Origin of the sequence: Achromobacter deleyi, from assembly GCF_016127315.1 — a bacterium.
Lineage (GTDB): Bacteria > Pseudomonadota > Gammaproteobacteria > Burkholderiales > Burkholderiaceae_B > Achromobacter > Achromobacter insuavis_A.
The window spans coordinates 1,094,899-1,110,460 of the sequence record NZ_CP065997.1; the positions used below are offsets into that span (position 1 = coordinate 1,094,899).

The 15,562-nt window shown below is 69.3% G+C and carries 17 protein-coding genes; 4 read left to right on the forward strand and 13 right to left on the reverse strand.

The window, feature by feature from the left end:
• The first annotated feature begins 54 nt into the window (after nucleotides 1-54).
• Complete coding sequence (locus I6I07_RS04895) at nucleotides 55-306, forward strand: helix-turn-helix domain-containing protein (protein WP_006392596.1); 252 nt, start codon at nucleotides 55-57, stop codon at nucleotides 304-306.
• Here the strand turns inward: I6I07_RS04895 and I6I07_RS04900 are convergent.
• Nucleotides 296-835 carry a hypothetical protein gene (locus I6I07_RS04900; RefSeq protein ID WP_198485839.1) on the reverse strand — a complete coding sequence of 180 codons (540 nt, stop codon included), beginning with the start codon at nucleotides 833-835 and terminating at the stop codon, nucleotides 296-298. The two genes, I6I07_RS04895 and I6I07_RS04900, sit on opposite strands and share 11 nt — an antisense overlap.
• Nucleotides 836-896: 61 nt before the next feature.
• On the opposite strand from I6I07_RS04900, the gene I6I07_RS04905 reads away from it, so the two are divergent.
• The 3 genes from I6I07_RS04905 to I6I07_RS04915 are packed head-to-tail and all read left to right on the forward strand — an operon-like array spanning nucleotide 897 to nucleotide 3,954.
• Nucleotides 897-1,790, forward strand: a complete 894-nt coding sequence (locus I6I07_RS04905) for an alpha/beta hydrolase (RefSeq protein WP_198485840.1) — start codon at nucleotides 897-899, stop codon at nucleotides 1,788-1,790.
• A gap of 32 nt (nucleotides 1,791-1,822) precedes the next feature.
• Nucleotides 1,823-3,394 (forward strand): glutamate--cysteine ligase, encoded by a 1,572-nt coding sequence (gene gshA, locus I6I07_RS04910; RefSeq protein ID WP_198485841.1) that lies wholly within the window; start codon nucleotides 1,823-1,825, stop codon nucleotides 3,392-3,394.
• Nucleotides 3,395-3,432: 38 nt separating this feature from the next.
• Complete coding sequence (locus I6I07_RS04915; RefSeq protein WP_198485842.1) at nucleotides 3,433-3,954, forward strand: lipocalin family protein; 522 nt, start codon at nucleotides 3,433-3,435, stop codon at nucleotides 3,952-3,954.
• A gap of 134 nt (nucleotides 3,955-4,088) precedes the next feature.
• Here the strand turns inward: I6I07_RS04915 and I6I07_RS04920 are convergent, their stop codons facing one another.
• The 12 genes from I6I07_RS04920 to I6I07_RS04975 all read right to left on the reverse strand — a co-directional run bounded on the left by I6I07_RS04920 (nucleotide 4,089) and on the right by I6I07_RS04975 (nucleotide 15,487).
• Entirely contained in the window at nucleotides 4,089-5,033 is a 945-nt protein-coding gene (locus tag I6I07_RS04920) for a succinylglutamate desuccinylase/aspartoacylase domain-containing protein (RefSeq protein ID WP_198485843.1), read from the reverse strand.
• A 2-nt stretch (nucleotides 5,034-5,035) separates the two neighbouring features.
• Entirely contained in the window at nucleotides 5,036-6,025 is a 990-nt protein-coding gene (locus tag I6I07_RS04925) for a Bug family tripartite tricarboxylate transporter substrate binding protein (protein WP_198485844.1), read from the reverse strand.
• Between the two features lie 159 nt (nucleotides 6,026-6,184).
• Nucleotides 6,185-7,099, reverse strand: a complete 915-nt coding sequence (locus I6I07_RS04930; protein WP_006392589.1) for a LysR family transcriptional regulator — start codon at nucleotides 7,097-7,099, stop codon at nucleotides 6,185-6,187.
• 25 nt (nucleotides 7,100-7,124) lie between these two features.
• Nucleotides 7,125-8,009: an alpha/beta hydrolase gene (locus tag I6I07_RS04935; protein WP_006392588.1), complete on the reverse strand. Its 885-nt coding sequence runs from the start codon at nucleotides 8,007-8,009 to the stop codon at nucleotides 7,125-7,127.
• The gene (locus tag I6I07_RS04940; RefSeq protein WP_006392587.1) at nucleotides 8,002-8,763 is read right to left on the reverse strand and encodes a GntR family transcriptional regulator; all 762 of its coding nucleotides are present in this window, start codon (nucleotides 8,761-8,763) and stop codon (nucleotides 8,002-8,004) included. The genes I6I07_RS04935 and I6I07_RS04940 overlap by 8 nt, the downstream gene beginning before the upstream one ends.
• 88 nt (nucleotides 8,764-8,851) lie before the next feature.
• The gene (locus tag I6I07_RS04945; RefSeq protein ID WP_198485845.1) at nucleotides 8,852-9,889 is read right to left on the reverse strand and encodes a carbon-nitrogen hydrolase family protein; all 1,038 of its coding nucleotides are present in this window, start codon (nucleotides 9,887-9,889) and stop codon (nucleotides 8,852-8,854) included.
• 20 nt (nucleotides 9,890-9,909) lie between these two features.
• Entirely contained in the window at nucleotides 9,910-10,602 is a 693-nt protein-coding gene (locus tag I6I07_RS04950) for an ABC transporter ATP-binding protein (RefSeq protein WP_198485846.1), read from the reverse strand.
• Entirely contained in the window at nucleotides 10,589-11,344 is a 756-nt protein-coding gene (locus I6I07_RS04955) for an ABC transporter ATP-binding protein (RefSeq protein WP_198485847.1), read from the reverse strand. The genes I6I07_RS04950 and I6I07_RS04955 overlap by 14 nt, the downstream gene beginning before the upstream one ends.
• Before the next feature lie 109 nt (nucleotides 11,345-11,453).
• Nucleotides 11,454-12,440 carry a branched-chain amino acid ABC transporter permease gene (locus tag I6I07_RS04960; protein WP_198485848.1) on the reverse strand — a complete coding sequence of 329 codons (987 nt, stop codon included), beginning with the start codon at nucleotides 12,438-12,440 and terminating at the stop codon, nucleotides 11,454-11,456.
• Complete coding sequence (locus I6I07_RS04965) at nucleotides 12,437-13,351, reverse strand: branched-chain amino acid ABC transporter permease (protein WP_006392582.1); 915 nt, start codon at nucleotides 13,349-13,351, stop codon at nucleotides 12,437-12,439. Before I6I07_RS04965 ends, I6I07_RS04960 begins: the two co-directional genes overlap by 4 nt.
• Nucleotides 13,348-14,517 carry an ABC transporter substrate-binding protein gene (locus tag I6I07_RS04970; RefSeq protein WP_198485849.1) on the reverse strand — a complete coding sequence of 390 codons (1,170 nt, stop codon included), beginning with the start codon at nucleotides 14,515-14,517 and terminating at the stop codon, nucleotides 13,348-13,350. Before I6I07_RS04970 ends, I6I07_RS04965 begins: the two co-directional genes overlap by 4 nt.
• A 58-nt stretch (nucleotides 14,518-14,575) precedes the next feature.
• Nucleotides 14,576-15,487, reverse strand: a complete 912-nt coding sequence (locus tag I6I07_RS04975; RefSeq protein WP_020925409.1) for a fumarylacetoacetate hydrolase family protein — start codon at nucleotides 15,485-15,487, stop codon at nucleotides 14,576-14,578.
• Nucleotides 15,488-15,562: the final 75 nt, after the last annotated feature.

Sequence of the window (15,562 nt, forward strand, 5' to 3'; positions counted from 1 at the left end):
ATCGCAGGCCGGAACATGGGTTGTCTTTTGCCAGGAACCCGCGTCCCCGCCGCCATGTCCGCCGACCCCATTCTCGTCGCCCCGCTTGCACCGCTCAGCGTCCGGCTGTCGCCGCGCGAATCGGCTTCGCTGCACTGGAGCGCCGCCGGCAAGACCAGCTGGGAAACCGCCCGCATTCTGGACATCAGCGAAAGCACCGTCAATTTCCATCTGCGCAACGCCTGCCGCAAGCTGCAGGTGCGCGGCCGCCGCGCCGCAGTGGCGGTGGCGATCCGGCGGGGGCTGCTGTACTCCGTCACGGCTTGACGACGACCGACCTCAGGAATTCACGGGCCCGTTCCTCGGGCAGGCTGGCTTCGGTGCCCGCCGCCACCGCCTCGATCAGCATGGTGTCGGTCACCCACACCCGCGCCCGCATCCAGCCGGGCTTGCCCATGGCCTTGCCCTGCACGTCGATGTCCTGCCCATAGGGTGGCCACTCGGTGGGCGGCGGCGCCTGCATGTTGACGTACAGCGAGCGCATCAGCGCCATGCCCAGCGCCTGCCGGGCCACGGGGTCCGCCGCGATCTCCGGCGGCAGCGGCGCCGACCCGATCGCGAATACCGCCTCGCCCACGGTGGCCGTGGCCAGGGTGAACGACAGCGTATGGGTATCCAGCCGCAGCGCGCGGGTTTCGGTCTGCACCCGGTCCGGGAACGCCGCCCGCACCCGGCCGTCCGCCACGTCCACTTCGCGCCAGTTGTAACGGGGCGAGCAGGCGCTGACCAGCAGGGCCATCACAAGAATCAGGCCGGCTTTCTTGAACATGAAACGAAACAGCGATGAAATCGTCATTACCGTAAAGACCCCACGGTCTTTTCATTTCGAGGACAGCCCCAAATTGTCGCCGATTTCGATGACCCCAGCGCCCGACGGCACGCCCCTGGCCAATTATGTGTGGTCCGCCGCCCCGAATGTGCCCCCGCCGATCATTGGCCCCGGTACGCCCGGCATCTACCTGCTGCATGGCCTGAGCGAGCATGCCGGGCGCTATGACCGGCTGGCGCGCTGGCTGACCGCCCGCGGCTGGACCGTGGGCGCCCATGACCACCGCGGCCACGGCCGCTCCGGCGGCCGGCCGGCCACCCTGGCGCACCAGGAAGACCTGGTGACCGACGCCGTGACCCGCCTGGCCGACTGGACCGCCGCCCACGGCCGCCCGCCGATCCTGCTGGGCCATAGCCTGGGCGCCCTGGTGGCCGTGCGGATCGCCCTGCAGCGGCTGGCCGCGATCGACGCCCTGGTGCTCAGTTCGCCCCCCTTCGTGGTCAACGTGCCGCTGTGGGTGCGTCGCACCCTGACCTGGATGTCCCTGCACGCGCCCGACCTGCGGGTGCCCCACGGCCTGGCGCCAGCCCGCATCTCGCACGACCGGGCGGTGGTCAAGGCCTACCGATCCGACCCCCTGGTGCGGCGCAGCATGACCGGCCGGCTGGCCCGTTTCGTCGACGACGGCGGGCGCGACTCCCTGCGGGAAGCCCATCTGCTGGCCTGTCGCACCCTGCTGATGGTGGCCGGCGACGACTCCATCGTGGCGGCCGAAGGCAGCCGCCAGTTCGCCCAGCGCGCGCCCGCCGAATTGCTGACATTGCGCTGGTACGACACGGCCTGGCACGAGATTTTCAACGAAACCGCCCCCATCGCCGACCCGGTCTACGCCGACCTGGACGAGTGGCTGGCGCGCACCGCCGCGCAATTGTCCCTGTCCCCAGTACTGGCTCCCTCGGCAGAGGAGGCCAGCACCCCGTAAAATCCGGCGACAGACCCCATCGAGAAGATTCCGTGACTGATACCGCCGCCCAACGCCTCGCCCGCCTAGAGGCCAACCGCTCGCTCCTGACCCAGACCCTGCGGGGTATCGAGAAAGAAGGCCTGCGCGTCGACGAGCAAGGCATCCTGGCCCGCACGCCGCACCCGGCCGGGCTTGGCTCCGCGCTGACCAACGCACACGTCACCACCGACTATTCGGAATCGCTGCTCGAACTGATCACCGGCACGCACGACAACGTCGACGCCCTGCTGGCCGAGCTGACCGCCACCCACCGCCACGTCTACAGCGTGCTGGACCACGAGCTGATCTGGAACCAGTCCATGCCGGCCACCCTGCCGGGCGAGGCCGACATTCCCATCGCCTGGTACGGCACCTCCAACACCGGCATGCTCAAGCACGTCTATCGCCGCGGCCTGGCCGAGCGCTACGGCAAGACCATGCAGTGCATCGCCGGCGTCCACTACAACTTCTCGCTGCCCGAGGCGCTGTGGTCGGTGCTCGACACCCAGCCCGGCACCGACCAGGATCGGCGCTCGCGCGGCTACATCGGCCTGATCCGCAATTTCACGCGCTATTCCTGGCTGCTGATGTACCTGTTCGGCGCGGCGCCGGCGCTGTCGCGCGACTTCCTGCGCGATGGCGAGCACGGCTTGCAGCACCTGGGCCAGCACACCCTGTACCTGCCCCATGCCACCAGCCTGCGCATGAGCGACCTGGGCTACCAGAACAAGGCCCAGTCGCAGCTCAAGCTCTGCTACAACGATCTCGATACCTTCCTCGGCCGCCTGTACGACGCGGTCACGCAGCCGTGGCCCGATTACCAGGAGATCGGCACGCATCGCGACGGCGAATGGATCCAGCTCAACACCAACGTGCTGCAGATCGAAAACGAGTATTACTCGAGCATCCGCCCCAAGCGCGCCACCGGCCGCTGCGAACGCCCGATCACCGCGCTGGCCGAGCGCGGGGTGCAATACGTGGAAGTGCGCTGCCTGGACATCAATCCCGAATCGCCGGTCGGCATCGACGCCGACACCAGCCGTTTCGTCGACGCCTTCCTGCTGTTCTGCGCCGCCTCCGACAGCCCCTTCTTCCCCGCCAACGGCTACTGTCAGCGCAGCGCCGACAACTTCTCCACCGTGGTCAAGGAAGGCCGCAAGCCCGGCCTGCAGCTGGACCGCGACGGCAAGGCCATCGGCCTGGCGCAGTGGGGCCAGGAACTGCTGGACCAGATCGCGCCCTACGCGGCCCTGTACGACTCGGCCCTGGGCGGCAGCGCCTACGCCGACAGCCTGGCCGCGCAGCGCGCCAAGCTGGGCCAGCCCGACGCCACCCCGTCCGCGCGCCTGCTGGCCGCGTTGACCGACAGCGGCGAATCGTTCCACGACTTTTCGCTGCGCCAGAGCCGCGAGCATGCGCAGGCCCTGCGCGCCCAGCCGCTGCCGGCGGACGTGGCGGCCGAATACCGCCAGGGCGCGCTCGACTCCAGCGCCGAACAGCTGCGCCTGGAGCAGTCCGACGACGTCGATTTCGACACCTACGTCGCCCGCTATCACGCCGCGCTGAAGGCCCCGCGCAAATAAGGCGTATCGTTAGGGTTTTGGATCAGGAGACTTTCCCCATGCGCCGCATCGCAACATTATTGCTGGCCCTGGCCGCCAGCGCGGCGGGGATCTCCCACGCCGCGCCGCCGCCCATGCAAACCGTGGAGTCGGTCGACCTGAAGCGCTATGCCGGCATGTGGTACGAGATCGCCAACTTCCCGATGTTCTTCCAGCGCAACTGCGTTGGCGACACCACCGCCGAATACACCCTGCACCCCGACGGCACCGTCGGCGTGAACAACCGCTGCCGCACCAAGGACGGCGACATCGACTCGGCCTCGGGCACCGCCACCGTGGTCGAGGGCAGCAACAACGCCAAGCTCGAGGTCTCGTTCTTCAAGCCCATCAAGGGCGACTACTGGGTGATCGGGCTGGGTCCGGACTATCGCTGGGCGGTGGTCGGCACCCCCGACCGCAAGTACCTGTGGATCCTGTCGCGCTCGCCGCAACTGCCCAAGGAAGACCTGGACCGCGCCCTGGCCGCCGCGACGGCGCAGGGTTACCAGCTCGACGAATTGCGCTACACGCCGCAGAAGTGATGGCGGCATGACCGGCCCCCGGGACGCAACGCCCGCGGGCCATGCCACGCGGCCCGCGGCCGCGCGGCCGGCGCGGCGATCACGCCGCGCCCACGATCCGCGTCACGCCGTCCGCGCCGCTCCCTCCACGACATTCAGCCCGCGTAGTCGCGCGCCAATCGCACCACCGTCACGCCCGGCTTGAGCTGGCGCAGCGACGGCATCACCAGCGTGCAGCGGTCATAGGGCGACACGATCGCCCGGCCGTCGGCCCAGCCGATCACCGATCCCGCCTTCTCCAGCGTCTCCAGGCCTTGCCAGGGCTGCGCGAAGGTCACGTCCATCGACGGCGCCACCACCGCGTCGGTCACTTCCAGCACGCGCTGCGCGGTGGCGTCGGGCCGCACCCAGCCGGCCGGGAGGTCGGCGGCATCCACCACGTCCGAGGCGATCAGCATGCGCGCCACCATGTCGCGCGCGACATCGCGCGCCGCCGGGTCGCCGTGGAAACCGCATTCGATCAGCAGCGCGCAGGCCGTGTCGCGCGCCGGATCGCCGAACTGCGCGAAGTCGCGCATGCGCACGCCATCCTTGTGGCCGGCGTCCACGATCACATGTTGCGGCGCCTTCAGGCGCCGCGCCAGGGCGATGTTGCGCGGCAGGACGCCAGTCAGCAGCAGCGGCGCGCCGGGCTCGTGCATCGAGTGCAGGTCCAGCAGCCAGTCGGCGCGCTCGACCCACGGGCGCAATTGCGCCGCGCGCTGGCGGTCGCTGCTGGTGGGCGAGTCCAAGCGCTCGGCGCTCCAGACGCGGTTCATGTCCTCGTCGACGAAACGCGACGCATCATGGCGCGCCAGGTCGAAACGGTCGAAGGCCGACAGGTTGCAGAACGCCAGCGTCAGCCCGCCGCGAAGCGGCCGCAGGCCTGACGCCAGCAGGTCCTTCAAAGCCCAGGCGCCGCACAGCTCGTTGCCGTGCACCAGCGCGGACAGCATCAGCGTGCGGCCGGGCACGCCCGAGTCGAAGTGCCAGACGCCTGGCGTGTCGGTATTGCCGAGGCGCTCGGCGGCCAGGTCGGGAACGGGAAGCGTGAAATCCATGATTACTGCGCTTCGATCTTGGCCGCCTTGACCAGCGCGCCGTACTTGCGCGTCTCGGCGGCCTGCGAGGCCACCGGATCCAGGCCCGGCTGCGCCAGCACGCCACCGGCTTCCAGCATCTTGGCGCGGAATTGTTCCGACTTGAGCGTATCCGCCAGGGCCTCGCGCAGCTTGACGGCCACCGGCTCCGGCAGGCCGGCCGGACCGTACAGCGAGAACGTGATGCTGAGGTCAACCGCCTCGAAGCCCGGGGTCTCGGCCAGCGCGGGAATGTCCGGCGCCACCGGCGAGCGCTTGGGTTGCGTCACGCCCAGCGCCACGATCTTGTCGGCGCGCACTTGCGGCAGGCCCGAGGACAGCACCAGCATGCCGAAATCCAGCTGGCCGCTCATCAGGTCGGTCACCAGCGGCGACACGCCCCGGTACGGGACATGCTCGGCGCGCGTATTGGTTTCCTGGTTGATCATCTCGCCGGCCAGGTGCAGCGTGGTGCCGACGCCCGACGAACCGTAATTGAAGCTGCCCGGCGCGGTGGCGCGCAGCTTCTGCAGATATTCGGCGGCGGTCTTCACGCCGGAATTCTTGCTGGCCGCCAGCACCATCGGTTGCGTGGCGATCACGCCGAGGGCGGTGAAGTCCTTGGCGCCGTCGTATTTGACGGCGTTGTTGATCATGCGGGCGACGACCATTTCATTGGTCGATCCCAGCAGCAGCGTGTAGCCGTCGGGCGTGGCGCGGGCCACGCGCTGCGCGCCGATGGTGCCGCCGGCGCCGCCGGCGTTCTCGACCACCACGCTCTGGCCGATGCGCTTGGCCAGCTCCTCGCCGAACAGGCGCGCGGTCAGGTCGACGCTGCCGCCGGCCGGATAGCCGACGATCAACGAGACCGGGTGGTCGGGGTAGCCGGCGGCGATGGCCGGCGAGGCGATCAACGAGGCGGCGGCACAGAGCGCGACCGACGCGCCGCGCAAGGCGTGCGGAACGAGTTTCATGAATTTCTCCCTGGGGTGCTGAGGCGGACGGCGGCGCCGTCTCGTTCGAGTTTCGGGAGACATTCTGCGCGTGGGCCGGCGGCATGACGTGCCGAATCGGCACATTGCCGTGCTAATTCAGCTCGCCTGGCCTGCCCGTGCGGGCAGCGACGCGGCGCGTCAGGCCTTGCGATTGGCGGTGGCTTCCCAGGCTGCCTCGGCCAGATCGGCCAGCCGCGCCCGCGAACGGTACAGCCGCACCTCGAAGGCGATCTCGTCGCTGCGTCCGCCCAGTGACACCAGCGTGCCGCGGCGGCAGTCGGCCGCCACCATCGACCACGGCAACCAGGCCACGCCCAATCCCTTGAGCGCCGCGCCATGCGCGGCATCGAGCGAATCGATGCGCACGAACGGCGTCAGCGCGTAGGGCGTGGATTCGAGCCGGTCGCCCAGGATGCGTTCCATCGACAGGCCGCCGGCGTAGGTGATCAGCGGCGCCGCCTGGCCGCCCTCGCTCAGCACGTAGCGCGCGCGGCCGCGGCCGTCGGCCTGGCTGACCGGCACCAGCTTGTCGGTGCCCAGGGTCATGTAGCGGTAGCGCACCGGGTTGAGCTGCATCGACAGCGCGGGGTGCTCGTAACAGCACAGCAGGTCGACCTTGCCCTGCTCCAGCCGCATCGCCATGTCTTCCATCTTGCCGGTGGAAATCTCCAGCTGCGTGCCTTCGACCAGCACCTTCGGCGCGCGGTGGCGCAGCCGCGCGATCCAGTCGCCCACCACGGTGCGCGACAGGCTGCGGCCGGTGGCGATGCGCAGCACCGCCTCGCCGCCCGCGCCGGAACTGCGGATGCGATGGCGCACCAGGCCCATCTGCTCGACCACCTGGGTGGCGGTCTTGAGCAGCGCCTCGCCCTCGGCGGTCAGCGTCACCGGCACGCGCTGGCGCTCCACCAGCGGCGCGCCGGCCCAGGCCTCGAGGGCGCGGATGCGGCGGCCGAAGGCCGGATGCGTGACGTGCCGCGCCTCGGCGGCGCGCACGAAACTGCCGCTCTGCGCCAGCGCGATCAGGTCTTCCAGCAGTTTCAGGTCGGCCATGGCGCGCCCGTATCCGTCAACCCGCTCAGGCTTGCGCCAGGCCCATCATCGCCAGGGTGGCGCGGGTCAGGTCGCTGGCCGGATCCTCCAGCTCGTTCACCAGGTCGAAGTGATTGCAATGCGGCGTCGGAATGCGCGTGGCTTGCAGGCCGGCGCCGGTCCAGGCGCGCTCGAAGGCTTCGGTCTGGTTCTTGAAACCCTGGGTCTCCAGGCCGCCGACCGCCAGCAGCATCGGGCCGGCGCGTTCGGGCAGGTTGAAGATCGGACTGTGACGCGCCGCCTGCTCCGGCGTCAGCCGCAGCCAGGTATTGGGCAGGACGTCGCACAACGGCCGCAGGTCGAACAGGCCGCTCAGCGCCAGCGTACCCTTGACCACGTCGTCCGGCACGCCGTAGCTCGCCGGCCAGGCGGGCGCGGCCAGCATCGCGGCCAGGTGGCCGCCGGCCGAACTGCCGCCGACGTAGATGCGCTCGGGATCGACGCCGTACGCCGCCGCGTTGTGATACAGCCAGGCCAGCGCCGAGCGCATCTCGCGCACGATTTCCGGCAGCGTCGCTTCGGGCGCCAGCGTGTATTCGGGCACCGCCACCGCGGCGCCGGCCGCGTTGAAGGCCTCGGCCATGACCGGCGCGTCTTCCTTGCGCTGCGCGCGCCAGTAGCCGCCGTGGATGAACACGAACAACGGCGCCGGACCGCGGTTGGCGGCGGGCAGGAACAGGTCCAGCCGCTCGTCCTGGCCCATGCCGTAGCGCAGGTTCAGCAGGCCGGGGCGGCGCGACTTCACCGCGGCGGCCGATTCGGCGTAGCGGCGCACGCAGGCGTCGAAGTCCGCCACCGACTCGCGGGCGTTGTATTGCACCTCGCGCTCGGCGATGGTGGGGAAAAAGAGATCGATGTCCGCGTCACGCATGAATGGCCTGCCTGTCGTCCTGGGAAATGATGTGTTCGATGAACTGCGCCGTCTTGCGGTAATGCGCCGCCAGCATCGCCACCGAACGCTCGACGTCGCGCGACAGCGCGGCATCGAGCAACTGGCGGTGCTCGTCGTCGACATTGCGCTCGGGGCCGTAGGCCGTGGCGCCGGCGCGCGCCGGGCGCCGATAGCGCTCGGTCTGCGCGTACAGCTGCGTGGACAGGTCCAGCAGCCAGTGCGAGCGGCAGGCGCCGATCAGCGCGTGGTGGAAATCCAGGTGGCGCGCTTCGAGCGATTCCTCCAGCTCCTGGCTGGGCGGCACGGCCTCGCCGGCGCGCTGCGCGGCCAGCGTCAGCGCGTGGTAGGCGCCGACCAGCCGCGCTTCCCAGGCATCGTCGGCATTGGCCAGCGAGCGCCGCAGCGCGTCGCAATCGATCAGGATGCGGGTTTCGCAGGCGTCCCACATTTCCTCGACCGACAGCGGCGCGATGCGAAAGCCGCGCGAGGTGGTGGTGATCACCATGCGTTCGCTGCGCAGCCGGTTCAGGGCTTCGCGGATCGGGGAAAAGCTGCTGCCGTAGCGCTGCTTGAGCAATTCCAGGCGCAGCGACTGGCCGGGCGCGAACGCGCCGCTCATGATGTCGCGCCGGAGCAGGCGGTAGACCTGCTCGGACAGCGTGATTTCCTCTACCTCGGCGTTCCCGTCGGCTCCGGGCTCGTCCTGGCGGGAAGCTTTGATTCTTGGCTTCAACGTGCTCTCCAGATGTCAGCGGCCGGCTGGCCGGCCCCGGGGCCAGCGGGCGCTCAGGCGGCCCATTCTACCCGCCGGCCGGCCGTGCTCACCCGCGCGCCTCGCGCGGCGTTTCCGGCTGCGGATCGAGGTCCCAGCCCGTCTCGTCGCCTGCCGCTCCGTCCTGGTCGTCGTAGCGCGCCGCCTGCAGCGGACGCCGGTTCACGCGCAGGTCGAACACGTCGAAACGGTTGTAGTGGCCGACGATGTCGTGCATCTGGCGCGGCTGGATGCAGCGCGACAGGTCGATGTCGGCGTAGACGATGCCCTCGTCGTCGATCAGCGGCTCGCCGATGACGCGGCCGTCCGGCCCCAATATCCCCGAAAAGGCGCTGTTGCGGCGCGCCAGCATCTCGCGCGCTTCCGGATGGCTGGCGCTGATGGCGTCCTGGATCTCGGTGGAAATGGTCGAGCACGACACCACCGTGAACACCTTCCCCTCGAACGAATGCGCCGCCGCCCGCAGGCGGATGGCCTCGGCCATGTCGTAATCGGGCGGCGCCACCGGCAGCGAGATATAGCTGGCGACGTGCACCATTTCACCCTGCGCCAGCAGCGAGAAGCGCGCCAGCGTGTTGGTGTTCTCGCCGCAGGCCAGGCCGCCGAGCTTGCCGACCGAGGTGTCGTACACGCGCAGCGATTCGCCGTCGCCATGCGCCCAGGTCAGTTTTTCGGCCCAGGTCGGCACCAGCTTGCGATGGCGGCCCAGGACGCGGCCCTCTTCGTTGATGAAGACCATGGTGTTGTAGATCGTGCCCACGCCATGGCGGCTGCGCTCGTTCACGCCCACCACCACGTTGACGCGGTGCTGGCGCGCCGCCTGGGCGATGCGGCGGATCTCCGGGCCGGGCAGTTCGATGGCGCTCTTGCAGAGTTTTTCGAACCAGGGGCTGCCCTGCACCGGGTTCATCACCCAGCTCCAGTAGGGATAGGCCGAGACGAACACCTCGGGAAAGGCCACCAGGCTGGCGCCGTTGCCGGCGGCCTCGGCGATCAGCGCGCAGGTCTTGTCGACGGTGGCGTCGGTGTCCAGGAAAACCGGGACCGCCTGGACGGCGGCGGCCTTGAAGACGGGCAGGTTCAACATGCGTGTGGCTCCTATTGCGGTCAGATGCCGAGATAACGTTGCGCCAGTTCGGGCTGCGCGGACAGTTCCGCGGGCGCGCCCGACCAGGCCACGCGGCCCTTGTCGACGATGTAGTGGCGGTCTACCAGCGTCGCCATCTCGGGCAGGTTCTTGTCGATCACCAGGATGGTCTGGCCCTCGGCCTTCAGCGCCCGCAGGCAACGCCAGATTTCCTGGCGGATCAGCGGGGCCAGCCCTTCGGTGGCCTCGTCCAGGATCAGCAGCTTGGGATTGGTCATGAGCGCGCGGCCGACCACCAGCATCTGCTGCTCGCCGCCCGACAGCGTGCGCGACGACTGCGCGCGGCGCTCTTTCAGGCGCGGGAACAGCGCGTAGACCCGCGCCAGGTCCCAGCCGCCAGGCGCGGCGCGCGAGGTCGCCACCAGGTTCTCTTCCACCGACAGCGAGCCGAACACGCGCCGCCCTTCCGGCACCAGCCCCACGCCCAGCCGCGCCACCACGCTGGGCGCGGGCCGCGACAGCGTCTGGCCGCGGAACTGGACCTGCCCGCCGGTGGCCGGCAGCATGCCCATCAGCGTCTTGATGGTGGTGGTCTTGCCCATGCCGTTGCGGCCGATCAACGAGATCACCTCGCCCTCGGCGGCCTCGAAGGCCATGCCGAACAGCACCTTGCTCGACCCGTAGCCGCCGGTCAGGCCCTCAACCTTCAACATGTTCTTCTCCCAGGTAGGCGGCGCGCACTTCCGGATGGCGCCGCACCTCGTCGGGTGCGCCGCTGAACACCACCTTGCCGTAGACCAGCACGCTGATGCGGTCGGCCAGCGCGAACACCGCATCCATGTCGTGCTCGACCAGCAGGATGCCGTAGTCGCCCTTCATGCCCAGCAGCAGGCGCGTCATGCGCGCCGATTCCTCCGGCCCCATGCCGGCCATGGGCTCGTCCAGCAGCAGCAGGCGCGGCGAGCGCGCCAGGGCCACCGCCAGTTCCAGCTGGCGCTTCTCGCCGTGCGCCAGGTCGGCGGTGCGCACGTGGCGCCGGTCCGCCAGGCCGACGTGCGTCAGCCATTGCATCGCCTGCGCCTTCAGGCCCGCGTCGCGGCGCGGGTCGGACCAGGCGCCAAAGGCGCGGCCGCCCTTGAGCATGCTGGACAGGATGACATTTTCCAGCGCGGTGTATTCCTGGCACAGCTCGGTGATCTGGAACGAACGGCCCAGCCCCAGGCGGGCGCGCTCGAAGGCGCGCAGCGCCGTCACGTCGCGCCCGTCCAGTTCGATGGTGCCCGAGTCCGGCCGAATCTCGCCGCAGATCTGCGCGATCAGCGTCGACTTGCCGGCGCCGTTCGGGCCGATGATGGCGTGGATCTCCCCGACGCGCACGTCCAGGTCCACGCCGTTGGTGGCAACGACAGCGTCGAAGGCCTTGCGCAGCCCGGATAGACGCAACAGCGTCTGCATATCAGTCGTCTCCAATGTCGATGCCTCATCGGGATGCCGCGGAGCCGGCTCCGCCGGTCCGCTGGCATGCCCCCTAGAGGGGGAAGCGCGCAGCGCGTCGGGGGTGAGCTCAATCCGCATGGCGCGTCTCCAGCAGGCGGCCGAACAGTCCCTTCTGGCCCCACAACACCACCAGCACCAATACCGGCCCCATGTACAGCAGCCAATGCTCGGTCAGCGACGACAGCACCTGCTCCAACCCCAGGAACACCGCCGCGCCCGCGATCGGCCCCAGCAGCGTGCCCACGCCGCCCAGGATGACGATGGCCATCAGCTCGCCCGACTTGGTCCAGGCCGCCATGTCGGGCGTCACCAGCCCCGCGTAGTTGGCCCACAGCACGCCCGCCAGGCCGGTGCCCACCGCCGACAGCACGAAGGCGCTCAGGCGGTACGGCGTGGGCGCCACGCCCAGGTTGATGGCGCGCCGCTCGCTCTGGCGCAGCGCCTGCAGCACCATGCCGAAGCGCGAGTTGGTGATGCGGATGCACAACAGCGTCCAGGCGGTCAGCAGCGCCAGGCAGACGTAGTAGAACGTCAGCGGGTTCTCCAGGTTCATGCCCGGCAGCACGTTGCGCTGCGAGATCATCAGGCCGTCGTCGCCGCCATAGAACTGCAGCGACACCAGGATGAAATACACCATCTGCCCGAACGCCAGCGTGATCATGATGAACTGCACGCCGCGCGTGCGCAGCGCCAGGTAGCCGAACAGCCAGCCCGCCAGCGCGCACACCGCCATGGCGATCGGCCACACCACCAGCGCGGCGTTGCTGCCGGCCCAGCCGAACAAGGGACCGGCCTCGGTGGTGTGGAAGGCGATGATGCCCACCGCATAGCCGCCCAGCCCGAAGAACATCGCATGGCCGAAGCTGACCATGGCGCCGTAGCCGATCACCAGGTCCAGGCTGACCGCGGCCAGGCCGTAGATCAGGAAGCGCGTCACCACGCCGATCAGGAAGGGCGTGTCGGTGGCCGCCGCCGCGCCCGGCAGCGCCAGCAGCAGGATCAGCCCGGCCAACCCCCAGCGCGCGCGATTCGAAAGTGTCTTTGCCATCATCATCCTCGCGCCGGGAACAGGCCGCCCGGCTTGGCGATCAGCACGATCGCCATCAACACATAGATACTGGCCGACGCCAGGCCCGCCGCCAGCGGATCCGCCGTGGCCGGCGAGAACACCGCGCCCAGCAGCTGCGGCAGGAAGGCCCGCCCCATGCTGTCGACCATGCCGACCAGCAAGGCCCCCGCCAGCGCGCCGCGCACCGAGCCCACGCCGCCGATCACGATGACCACGAAAGTGGTGATCAGGATGCGCTCGCCCATGCCGATCTCCACCGCCAGCAGCGGCGCGGCCATCACGCCCGCCAGGCCGCACAGCAGCGCGCCCAGGCCGAACACCAGGGTGTAGAGCTTCTTGATGTCCACGCCCAGCGCGTCGACCATTTCACGGTCGTCGGCGCCGGCGCGGATCAGCATGCCGATGCGGGTGCGGTTCACCAGCCACCACAGCCCCACCGCCACCAGCGCGCCGACGGCGATGAACGACAGCCGGATCAACGGATACTGGAAGCCCGGCGCCAGCGTCACCGCGCCTTCCAGGAAGGACGGGATGCCGACCAGCGGCGGTCGCCGGCCGAAGATCAGGCTGACCGCCTCATTGGAGAACAGCAGCAGGCCGAAGGTGGCCAGCACCTGGTACAGGTGGTCGCGCTTGTACAGCTTGCGGATCACCAGCACCTCGACCGACAGGCCGTACAGCCCCGCCCCCAGCAGCGCCGCCAGCACGCCCGCCAGGAACGAGCCGGTGGTGCCGATGGCGTAGGCCGCGCAGTACGCGCCCACCATGTAGAACGAGCCGTGGGTCAGGTTCACCACGCCCATGATCCCGAAGATCAGGGTCAGCCCGGCGGCGAGCAGGAACAGCATCGCGCCGAACTGCAGCCCGTTGAGCAACTGTTCGAAGAGCAATGTCATGACGGCATCTTGCAGAATTGGGCGTAGGCGTCTTTGTCATCGGACACCAGCTTGCGCACCAGGTGCGGCGACAGGCCGCCGTCGGCGTCCTTCTCGATGCGCATCAGGTACAGGTCCTGCACCGGATGCTGGTTGGTGTTCATGCTGAACTTGCCGCGCAGCGAGGCGAAGTCCGGCTTGCGCAGCGCCGCGCGGAACTCGGCCTGGCGCGACAGGTCGCCGCCGGTGGCCTTCAGGCCGACGCCGATAAGCTGCGCCGTGTCATAGGCCTGCATGGCGTAATCGGTGGGCACGCGGCCATAGGCTTCCTTGAACGCCTGCACGAAGGCTTTGGACTGCGGATTGTCGAAGTCCTGCGACCAGATGCCGGTGATGTAGGCGCCCTGCGCCGCGTCGCCGGTGGCCTTGATCATGCGCGCATCCATCGAGAAGCTCGGCATCAGCATCGGCACGGTCTTGTTCAGGCCGGCCGCGGCGTACTGCTTGACGAAGTTGATGCCGGTGCCGCCCGGATGGAACTGGTAGACGGCATCGGGCGCCAGCGACCGCACCCGCGCCAGCTCGACCGAGAAGTCCGACTGGTCCAGCTTGGTGTAGATCTCGGCCACCACCTCGCCCTTGTAGGTGCGCTTGAAACCCTCGATGGCGTCGCGCCCGGCCTGGTAGTTCGGCGCCAGCAGCGCCACGCGCTTGTAGCCCAGCTCGTTGGCGGCCACGCCGCCCGCGGTGTGGAAGGCATCGTTCTGGTACGAGGCCACGAAATAGTTCGGGTCGCACTTCTCGCCGGCGAAGCTCGACGGGCCGGGGTTCAGGCTGACGTAGAATGCGCCCGACTTGACCACGCCCGGTGCCACCGCCGCCAGCACGTTCGAAAAGTTCACGCCGGTGAACAACTTGATGCCCGACTGCAGCATGCGGTCGGCCGCCTGCTTGGCATTGGCCGGCTTGAGGCCGTCGTCCTCGATCACCAGCTGCACCGGCACCCCGCCCAGCTTGCCGCCGCCCTGCTTGATCGCCAGATTGAAGGCGTCGCGCTCGTCCTCGCCGATGTAGCCGGCAGGCGTCGACAGCGTGGCGATGAAGCCGATCCTGACCGGCTCCGCGGCGTGCGCGATGCCCCCCAGCGTCCAGGCCAGGCCCGCCGCCAACATGGTTTGCTTGATCATTGTTTTCCCCTTGGAGACCGCCGCGCCCGCCGTCTCGTGGCGGGCGCTGGAATTTCGCCTAGACCGCCACCACCGGATGCCGCAGCGTGCCGATGCCTTCGACGCACGCCACCACCACGTCGCCCGGCCACAGCCACTCCTGCGGCTTGCGGCCCGCGCCCACGCCCTCGGGCGTGCCGGTGGCGATGATGTCGCCCGGCTCCAGCGTGATGCCGGCGCTGATGTCCGAGATCAGGAACGGCACCTTGAACAGCATGTGGCGCGTGTTCGAGCCCTGCTTCTTCTCGCCGTTGACCGTCAGCCACAGGTCCAGCACCTGCGGATCGGGGATCTCGTCGGCCGTGACGATGCAGGGGCCGAACGGCGCGTAGGTGTCCTGGCCCTTCGAATAGATCCACTGGCCGGCGCGGCGGCAGTCGCGCGCGCTCATGTCCAGCATCACGCTGTAGCCGAACACGTACGACAGCGCATCGGCCTCGGCCACGCGCGTGGCGCGGCGGCCCATGATCACCGCCAGCTCCACTTCCCAGTCCAGCTGCTGGGTGATCTTGGCGTTGTGCTCGATGGCGTCGCCCGGGCCGATCACGGTGGTGGGCGGCTTGGAGAAGATCACCGGCTGCTTGGGCAGGTCGGCCGAGGTGTCGAGCGTGCGGCTCGACTCCGCCACGTGCTCGACGTAGTTCAGGCCGATGCCGAAGATGTTCTTGCGCGGACGCGGAATCGGCGCCAGCAGCTTGACGTTCTCCTGCGGCAGCGCGGTGCCCACGGGCCAGGCGCCGCGGTACGACTCCATCAGCTTCGAGGCTTGCGCCACGGCCACGGGGCCCAGGTCGATGAAGGCCAGCATGTCGTCCGGCAGCGCCACGCCGCCGGCCTGCCCCAGCAGGGCCAGGTCGATCACATAGCCTTCGGCCAGCGCGCCCAGGCGGGCGGCGGCGGTGGGATGGGCGCGAAAAGTTACCAAGCGCATAGGAACTCCAGGAAATTCAAGACGAGTTGAGACAGGCGCCCGGCTTGCGCCGGGCGGCGGATGAAAAATTCAGTG

Coding starts and splice junctions, on each gene's coding strand:
- I6I07_RS04950 (WP_198485846.1), bottom strand. CDS start 10,602: ATGTTGAAGGTTGAGGGCCTGACCGGCGGCTACGGGTCGAGCAAGGTG.
- I6I07_RS04915 (WP_198485842.1), top strand. CDS start 3,433: ATGCGCCGCATCGCAACATTATTGCTGGCCCTGGCCGCCAGCGCGGCG.
- I6I07_RS04930 (WP_006392589.1), bottom strand. CDS start 7,099: ATGGCCGACCTGAAACTGCTGGAAGACCTGATCGCGCTGGCGCAGAGC.
- I6I07_RS04905 (WP_198485840.1), top strand. CDS start 897: ATGACCCCAGCGCCCGACGGCACGCCCCTGGCCAATTATGTGTGGTCC.
- I6I07_RS04960 (WP_198485848.1), bottom strand. CDS start 12,440: ATGATGATGGCAAAGACACTTTCGAATCGCGCGCGCTGGGGGTTGGCC.
- I6I07_RS04970 (WP_198485849.1), bottom strand. CDS start 14,517: ATGATCAAGCAAACCATGTTGGCGGCGGGCCTGGCCTGGACGCTGGGG.
- I6I07_RS04925 (WP_198485844.1), bottom strand. CDS start 6,025: ATGAAACTCGTTCCGCACGCCTTGCGCGGCGCGTCGGTCGCGCTCTGT.
- I6I07_RS04920 (WP_198485843.1), bottom strand. CDS start 5,033: ATGGATTTCACGCTTCCCGTTCCCGACCTGGCCGCCGAGCGCCTCGGC.
- I6I07_RS04895 (WP_006392596.1), top strand. CDS start 55: ATGTCCGCCGACCCCATTCTCGTCGCCCCGCTTGCACCGCTCAGCGTC.
- I6I07_RS04945 (WP_198485845.1), bottom strand. CDS start 9,889: ATGTTGAACCTGCCCGTCTTCAAGGCCGCCGCCGTCCAGGCGGTCCCG.
- I6I07_RS04955 (WP_198485847.1), bottom strand. CDS start 11,344: ATGCAGACGCTGTTGCGTCTATCCGGGCTGCGCAAGGCCTTCGACGCT.
- I6I07_RS04900 (WP_198485839.1), bottom strand. CDS start 835: ATGACGATTTCATCGCTGTTTCGTTTCATGTTCAAGAAAGCCGGCCTG.
- I6I07_RS04965 (WP_006392582.1), bottom strand. CDS start 13,351: ATGACATTGCTCTTCGAACAGTTGCTCAACGGGCTGCAGTTCGGCGCG.
- I6I07_RS04975 (WP_020925409.1), bottom strand. CDS start 15,487: ATGCGCTTGGTAACTTTTCGCGCCCATCCCACCGCCGCCGCCCGCCTG.
- I6I07_RS04935 (WP_006392588.1), bottom strand. CDS start 8,009: ATGCGTGACGCGGACATCGATCTCTTTTTCCCCACCATCGCCGAGCGC.